Raw genomic sequence first — 7,147 nt, 5'->3', positions numbered from 1 at the left:
GGCCTGCTTCCTCAGGGCGTCCGCCTAGCGGGAAGCGCTCTCCTGCTCGGTGGCGTTGCGGCTGGCCTGCTTGCCGGCCTCCTGCAGCGCCTGGGAGACCTTCGCCAGCTGGGCAGCGTGCGTGCCGTTCCATTCGCTGCGGAACTTGTCGGCGTCCGGGCCCTTCCAGTCGGTGCTTTCGAGCGCCTTGGTCAGCGCCGCCTTCTGCTTATCGATCTCCGACGATCCCTGCTGCAGCTTCGTCCCAAGAGTCTTGAGCTGAGCAATGTCTGCACCCCAAATAGCCATTCGAAAATCTCCTCAAGTCATAAAAACGGGTCCGAGCCAGTTCGGCATCCCCCAAGGCCCCCGGCTTTTCCGGAAGATCCAATACCCCCAAACTATCCTGCACGCCGAAAAAGTGTCGATGGGCAGCCCTCCCCATGCCCTCGATCCCGGGCGCAATGGCACCTAGCATGGAGGTATGTGCCGAAACATCCGCACCCTCCACAACTTTGAACCCCACGCCACCACCGCCGAGGTGGAAGCTGCCGCGCTGCAATACGTGCGCAAGATCAGCGGCAGCACCAAGCCCTCGAAGGCCAACGAAGAGGCTTTTAACCGGGCTGTCCAGGAGATCGCCCATGCCACGCAACACCTCCTCAACTCCCTGGTGACCCAATCTCCGGCAAAGGACCGCGGGGAGGAAGCCGCCAAGGCGAAGGCCAGGGCTGCCGTCCGCTTCGGCGCGGCCTGAAAACGCGGCTCCGGCCTGAACGCAGCCGGGCGGCTTATTTCCCGAAGCTGCGCAGCCGCAGCGAATTGGTCACGACCAGTACGGAGCTGGCTGCCATGGCGGCGCCGGCGATCATCGGGTTGAGCAGGCCCAGGGCAGCCACCGGGATCCCGACGGCGTTGTAGAAGAAGGCCCAGAAGAGATTCGTCTTGATGGTCGCCAGGGTCCGGCGGGACAGTTCGATGGCCTGGGCGACCTGCCGCAAGTCATTGCCCATGACCGTCAGGTCGGCGGCCTCGATGGCGACGTCGGTGCCGGACCCCATCGCGATGCCGAGGTCCGCCTGGGCCAGCGCCGCGGCGTCGTTCACGCCGTCGCCGGCCATGGCCACGGTCGCGCCGGCGGCCTGCAGTTTCCGCACGGCCTCGACCTTGCCCTCAGGCAGCACCCCGGCGAAGACGTCCTCGGGAGCGATGCCGACGTCGGCGGCCACCTGCGCGGCGACAGCCGCGTTGTCCCCGGTCAGGAGAATCGGCCGCAGCCCGAGTTCCCGGAGCCGCAGGATCGCGGCTGCGGAGCCCGGCTTGAGCGTGTCCCGAAGGCTGATGATTCCGGCCGGCAGGCCGTCCACGGCGAGCCAGATAGCGGTGGCCCCGGAACCTTCGGCTGTGCTGAAAGCCGCCAACTGTACGTCAGTGGGGGCGATGCCGTTCTCCTGCAGCCAGCCCGTCCTTCCAGCCGTCACGACCCGGCCCTCGACCCTTCCCTGGACGCCGCCGCCCGGTGCGGAACCGAAGCCGGCGACGGCGGGAAGGGCGCCGGCGTCGTTGCTGCGGCGCTCGGCCGAGAGCGCGGCAGCGGCGACCGCGCGGGCGATCGGGTGTTCTGATGCGGCCTCGACTGCCCCGGCCAGGCGCAGGACCTCAGCCGGGCTGAAGGCTCCGAATGCCTCGCTGCCGGCGACGGCGAGGTGTCCGCTGGTCACGGTGCCGGTCTTGTCCAGCAGGATCGTGTCAACGGTCCGGGTGTCCTCGAGGACTTGCGGTCCTTTGATGAGGATACCCAGCTGCGCCCCCCGGCCGGTCCCGGTGAGCAGTCCCACGGGGGTGGCCAGACCCAGGGCGCAGGGGCAGGCGATGACCAGCACCGCGACGGCGGCCGTGAACGCGGCGCGAAGTTCGGCGTCGCTGATGGCCGGGCCGGCCGCGAGCAGCCAGGCGCCAAAGGTCACCGCGGCGATGACCAGGACCACCGGCACGAACACCGCGCTGATCCGGTCGGCAAGGCGCGCGATCGGTGCCTTGCCGGTCTGCGCCTGGGCGACCAGGCGGCCCATCTGCGCCAGCGTTGTTTCGGCTCCGACGCGCGTGGCGCGGACCAGCAGGCGGCCGGAGGTGTTGATGGTGGCGCCCGTGACAGGGGTGTCCGGGCCGACTTCCACCGGCACGGATTCGCCCGTCACCAGCGAAGCGTCCACCGCGGAGGATCCTTCGACGACGATGCCGTCCGTCGCGATTTTCTCGCCGGGGCGGACCACAATAAGGTCACCCACCCCCAGCTGATCAGCCGGGATCTGCAGTTCCTGGCCGTTCCGGAGGACGGTGGCGTCCTTGGCGCCCAGGTTCAGCAGGGCCTTGAGGGCATCTCCGGCCTTTTGTTTGGCATTGGCCTCCAGGTACCGGCCCAGCAGCAGGAAAGTGGTGACCACGGCGGCAACCTCGAAATAGAGTCCGCCGGAGTCCATGCCCTCCATACCCGGGTGTTCCGTCATCCGCGGGTCCACAAAAAGCTGCCACGCCGAGAAGACGTAGGCCGCGGTCACGCCGATGGAGACGAGCGTGTCCATCGTGGAGGCGAAGTGCCGTGCGTTGATGGCGGCGGCCCGGTGGAACGGCCAAGCGGCCCAGGTAACCACTGGCAGCGCCAGGGCTCCTGCTGTCCAGCCCCAGTTGGCGAACTGGAAGGCGGGGAACATTGAAATCAGGAACACCGGGATGGTGAGGATGGCCGCGACGGCCAGGCGCGGGCGGAGCTTGGCTGCTACGGCCGACGCCGGATGGTCACCAACCGCGACTCCACCGGCCACATGCTCCGCGTGCTCGCTCGTGCCTCGCTTAGACGCACGCTTCCGCATGCCCCCGGCGGCGCCGCTGTGGTCGTCCACATCGACCGTTCCACCTGGCGTCCTGACGGCGCCGGGCTCAATCACCGTGGCTGGGTACTTGGGGGCGCGCACTGTTGCTTTGTAGCCTGCGGCCTCCACGGTGGCGGTGATTTGGGCGTCGGTGATGGCTGCGGGGACTGTGACATGGGCCGACTCCAGGGGAAGGTTAACGGTGGCTGTGACGCCGTCGAGCTTTCCGAGTTTGCGTTCGACGCGGCTGACGCAGGAGGCGCAGGTCATGCCCTCGATGTCGAGCTCGATTACCCGGGTTCCGGGTTGGTCCAGCAATTGCTCTCTACTCACGGTATTCCCTGTCTGTCCTGGTGCTGTGCGCTGCGGGGTGTGACGGGCGGGCGGTGCTCAGGTCTCGTTGGATACGACCAGGTAGCCGGCTTCGGCAACAGCCTCGCCGATCTCGGAGGAGGACAGGGCCCCGGTGGAAGTGATGGTGACGGTGGAGATGCCCCCGGAGTTGAGGTCGACGTCGATCTTCTCGACGCCGGCCAGGGACTCGAGCTCTTCGCTGACTGAGGACACGCAGTGGCCGCAGGTCATGCCGGACACGTTGACGGTGGTGGAAACGGTGCTCATGGCTTGCTCCTAGTAGTTGGACCGCTGGTGGTTGATCAGTCCGGTGGTGTGGTGGGTGGTCTTGCCGCTACCGCAGCAGGCGCCCGATGGCATCGGTGGCCTCTTTGACCTTGAAGTCGATGGCTTCAGCCCGAAGCTCCGCGTCCGGTTCGGACGCGGCACCGACAACGCAGTGGCCGATGTGTTCCTCCACCAGCCCGAGGCTGACGGCGTGCAGGGCTTTGGTGACGGCAGCGACCTGGGTGAGGATGTCGATGCAGTACTTGTCCTCCTCGACCATCCGGGCGATGCCGCGCACCTGGCCCTCGATCCGCTTCAGCCGCCGCAGGTAGGCGTCCTTGTTGGGCGAGTAGCCGTGCTGTTGGTGCGGCTCTGCGTCCGCGGGTGCCACAACGGGGACTTCGGGCTGTTTCATGAGCCCAACATATACCCCCTAGGGGTATGGCGCAAGTACCCGGCGGGGGTATCTGCGGGGCGAGCCTGGGGGGAAGGTCCGGACACAAAAGAGCTCCGGAGTGCGTTATTGGGGGATACACACTCCGGAGCAGTCTTTGGGCGGGCCGTGGATCTCTGGCCTACGGATTCAAGCTTACTTGGCGGTAGCCGGAGAAAGCCAGCGCCCCGAATAACTACTTTCACTTTACTTTCGGGGGTTCGGTTGATCGGCCGGGATCCGCCTCCACGGACAGCTGTGCGGCATGGAAATCGAAGTGCGCCACGGGGTAGGCATAGACATCCGCCAGGGTCATGATCTCTGTAAAGAAGGGGTCCCAGCGGGTCGGGAAATACATCCGGCGGGCCAGGCCGGATTCCGTTTCCCGCAGCAGCCGCCGTTCCAGCGCCGATGTCACCCGGCGCAGCGTGCCGGCCATCCGCCGTCTGTTGACGATTCGGGCCCCTCCCCTGGAGCCCCAGTAGTTGACGACGTCGAACGGTCCTGTTCCGGCGTTCAGGAGCCGGGCGAATGCGCGGTTGACGGGTACGGGCAGCCGTCCGAAGGTCCGCACCAGCGGAAGCAGGGCCAGCACCACAACGTAGCCGAACACCATGTGGTAGAGCAGTTCCTCGTTGGTCCAGCGCGTACCGGCGCTGCGGCGGTGCAGCGCTTCGGACGAGATGCCCGCCAAGGTCGATTCCAGCTCGGCGCAGTTGCGCCGGTATTCGGCAACAACGGCCTCGCGGTCAAGCGGGACGGTCATGCCGGCCCACAGCACGGCACTGTGTCAGGAGCCATGTTTCGCCCGGTGGTGGACTGCGGCGCTGACCGGAACAATCAGGATCGGATGGTCCTGGTGATGGCTGAGCCACGCGGCCACCGAACCGTTGAGGGCGGCGGAAATCCGGTGGCCCAGACCGGGTTCCGGTGTGCCCACGATGATCATTGCGGCACCGGTCTCGGCTGCCAGCCTGCCAAGCGCCCTGGCCGGATCCCCCGCCAGCGTCCGCAGGGTCCAGCGGATGCCGAGGGGGTCGCAGGCCGAGCCGATTCTGGTGCGCAGTTCCTGGGTCACCGCCCGGATCTCGGCGTTGTCGGTGTCCGGGTGCAAGGAGAGCCGGTGCGCGGACCGCGCCGGATCCCACTCCACGAGGTAGCTCGCCTCATCCACATAGGCGCAGATCAGCTCGGTGGCGAGTTTGTTGGCCAGCGGGGCGGCCGTCTGCAGCACTTCGGGGCTCTGTCCCGGGAGCACGCCGACCACGAGGGGCGGCGGACCACTCGGGCGTTCGGGGGACATACTCAATTGTGTCCCCCGGCCCGCGGCAGGAACAGGGGCTTACTCCCCGGTCTTGAGCCCAGTCCGGGCGTAAGTCGGTGTGCGGGTTGCCGCCTCTATATCGACGACTGTCAATGTGAGTGCATAATGGATATATGACAGCACTCCAGATTGTTGAGTCTACGGCGGCCGAGGCCTGCTGTACCCCGTCCGGGTTGCCGGTCCTGGGTGCGGCGGAGGCACAGGGCAAGGCCCAGCTCTTCAAGGCCCTCGCCGACCCGAACCGCCTGCGGCTGTTGTCCATCGTCAAGGCGTCCGACGGCGGCGAGGCCTGCGTCTGCGACCTCACCGAGCCGCTGGACCTCGGCCAGCCCACGGTGTCCCATCACCTCAAGATCCTCGTGGACGCCGGCCTGCTGCACCGCGAAAAGCGGGGGACCTGGGCCTACTATTCGCTCGTTCCCGGCGCACTTGAGCGGACCGCGGACGTGCTCTCGGCCCTTTAGCCGCCAGAGCCAGGCGGCCCTTGAACACCTCCTGCACCCGGCCTAACGTTGAGGAACCGAAGAAAGGGTGACCGCCGTGGAAATCTTCATGTGGTGGCTGGATCTGGATCTGGCGAGCAAGGAGTGGCTGCGGGAAAACCTGCGCGCGCCCGAGTTGCCGCTGCCCGTGCTGCAGGGCATCGCCGAGGCCGGCGGCCCCCACCCGGCTGACGTTTCCGGGGTGCTGACCGACGCCGACTGGGATTTCATCGAGACTCAGTCCGAATTCGTGGACTAAAGCCGGACAAAACCAGACGGCGCAAAACCATTGCGGCCATCTATCCGGGGTGGTTGCATGGGGGGCATGGCTACCGCAGAGAGTTATGTCCTGGCGATCGGCACCAAAAAAGGCCTCTGGCTGGCGACGAGCCCGGACCGCAAAGACTGGGCCCTGTCGGGCCCGCATTTCCTGATGAGCGAAGTCCCCAGCATCGGCATCGACACCCGGGACGGCCGGACCCGGATCCTGATTGGTGTCCGCTCCGAGCACTGGGGCCCCACCGTCTTCCACTCTGATGACCTGGGCGAAACGTGGAACGAGCCCGAGCAGGGCGCCATCCGCTTCCCCGAGGGCACGGATGCTGCCCTCGAACGCGTCTGGCAGATCCACCCCGACGCCGAGTCCCGCCCCGGCGTCGTCTGGGCCGGCTGCGAACCGATCTCCGTCTGGAAGTCGACCGACGGCGGCGAACACTTCGAACTCAACCGCGGACTCTGGGACCACCCGCACCGCAGTGAATGGGGGGCCGGCTACGGCGGTGCCGCGGCGCACTCGATTGTCGTCGATCACTCGGGCGAGAAGGTCCACGTCGCGATGAGCACCGGCGGCGTCTACCGCTCGCTCGACGGCGGCAGCTCCTGGGAGCCGCGCAACAAGGGAATCTCGGCCTATTTTATGCCCGACCCGAATCCCGAATTCGGCCAGTGCGTGCACAAGATCGCCGCCGATGCTTCCGTTGACGGCCGCCTCTACGCGCAGAACCATCACGGCGTCTACCGCAGCGACGACGACGCCGAGAGCTGGGAATCGATCGCGGAAGGCCTGCCTGCGGACTTCGGCTTCGTGATGCTCACGCATCCGCGCCGGGCCGGCACCGCCTGGGTCATCCCGCTCAAGGCGGACGGCGAACGGATCCCCCCGGAGGGGAAACTGGCGGTCCACCGCACCGAGGACGCCGGGGCGAGCTGGACGCGCCTGGACGACGGCCTGCCCGGAACGGAGTTCAACGCCGTGCTGCGGGACGCGGCCTGCGTCGACGCGGCGGAACCGGCCGGCGTGTACTTCGGCACACGTGGCGGCAGCGTCTACGCCAGCGCCGACGAGGGTGAGCACTTCGCCGAGGTGGCCTCCCACCTGCCGGACGTGCTGTGCGTGCGCGCCGCGGCGGTGTCGCCGGCCCCCGTGTCCGGTGCCGCG

At 67.4% G+C, this 7,147-nt stretch carries 10 protein-coding genes (1 of these 10 running past the window's edge); 4 read left to right on the top strand and 6 right to left on the bottom strand.

Annotated elements, in window-relative coordinates; all coding sequences use genetic code 11:
* Positions 1 to 24: 24 nt before the first annotated feature.
* Positions 25 to 288, bottom strand: coding sequence for a hypothetical protein (locus K789_RS0117705; protein WP_024367935.1), 264 nt, complete (start codon positions 286 to 288; stop codon positions 25 to 27).
* 175 nt (positions 289 to 463) lie between these two features.
* Here K789_RS0117705 and K789_RS0117700 point away from each other — a divergent pair, with 175 nt between their 5' ends.
* Positions 464 to 736, top strand: coding sequence for a DUF2277 domain-containing protein (locus tag K789_RS0117700; protein ID WP_024367934.1), 273 nt, complete (start codon positions 464 to 466; stop codon positions 734 to 736).
* A 34-nt stretch (positions 737 to 770) separates the two neighbouring features.
* Here K789_RS0117700 and K789_RS0117695 read toward each other — a convergent pair whose 3' ends face one another.
* The 5 genes from K789_RS0117695 to K789_RS0117675 form a co-directional block, all read right to left on the bottom strand.
* Positions 771 to 3,119 (bottom strand): heavy metal translocating P-type ATPase, encoded by a 2,349-nt coding sequence (locus K789_RS0117695; protein WP_416352810.1) that lies wholly within the window; start codon positions 3,117 to 3,119, stop codon positions 771 to 773.
* Positions 3,120 to 3,239: 120 nt separating this feature from the next.
* The gene (locus tag K789_RS0117690; protein WP_024367932.1) at positions 3,240 to 3,470 is read right to left on the bottom strand and encodes a heavy-metal-associated domain-containing protein; all 231 of its coding nucleotides are present in this window, start codon (positions 3,468 to 3,470) and stop codon (positions 3,240 to 3,242) included.
* Positions 3,471 to 3,537: 67 nt separating this feature from the next.
* A complete protein-coding gene (locus K789_RS0117685) occupies positions 3,538 to 3,885 on the bottom strand; it encodes a metal-sensitive transcriptional regulator (protein ID WP_024367931.1) in 348 nt (115 codons plus the stop codon).
* 220 nt (positions 3,886 to 4,105) lie between these two features.
* On the bottom strand, positions 4,106 to 4,684 hold the full coding sequence (locus K789_RS0117680; RefSeq protein WP_237739635.1) for a DinB family protein: 579 nt from the start codon (positions 4,682 to 4,684) through the stop codon (positions 4,106 to 4,108).
* 9 nt (positions 4,685 to 4,693) lie between these two features.
* A complete protein-coding gene (locus K789_RS0117675) occupies positions 4,694 to 5,206 on the bottom strand; it encodes a universal stress protein (protein WP_024367929.1) in 513 nt (170 codons plus the stop codon).
* A gap of 134 nt (positions 5,207 to 5,340) precedes the next feature.
* On the opposite strand from K789_RS0117675, the gene K789_RS0117670 reads away from it, so the two are divergent.
* From K789_RS0117670 to K789_RS0117660, 3 genes are all read left to right on the top strand, one after another.
* The gene (locus K789_RS0117670) at positions 5,341 to 5,691 is read left to right on the top strand and encodes an ArsR/SmtB family transcription factor (protein ID WP_024367928.1); all 351 of its coding nucleotides are present in this window, start codon (positions 5,341 to 5,343) and stop codon (positions 5,689 to 5,691) included.
* Between the two features lie 76 nt (positions 5,692 to 5,767).
* The gene (locus K789_RS0117665; RefSeq protein ID WP_024367927.1) at positions 5,768 to 5,968 is read left to right on the top strand and encodes a hypothetical protein; all 201 of its coding nucleotides are present in this window, start codon (positions 5,768 to 5,770) and stop codon (positions 5,966 to 5,968) included.
* A 57-nt stretch (positions 5,969 to 6,025) separates the two neighbouring features.
* Positions 6,026 to 7,147 carry the 5' portion of a sialidase family protein gene (locus tag K789_RS0117660; RefSeq protein ID WP_024367926.1) on the top strand. The gene runs 33 nt beyond the window's last position, so only the first 1,122 of its 1,155 coding nucleotides appear in the window; it begins with the start codon at positions 6,026 to 6,028; its stop codon lies off the right edge, out of view.

Origin of the sequence: Arthrobacter sp. TB 26 (assembly GCF_000427315.1) — a bacterium.
In the GTDB taxonomy this organism is placed as follows: Bacteria; Actinomycetota; Actinomycetes; order Actinomycetales; family Micrococcaceae; genus Arthrobacter.
Note: the sequence above shows the minus strand (reverse complement) of the source record. Positions and strands in the feature narration are given on the sequence as shown.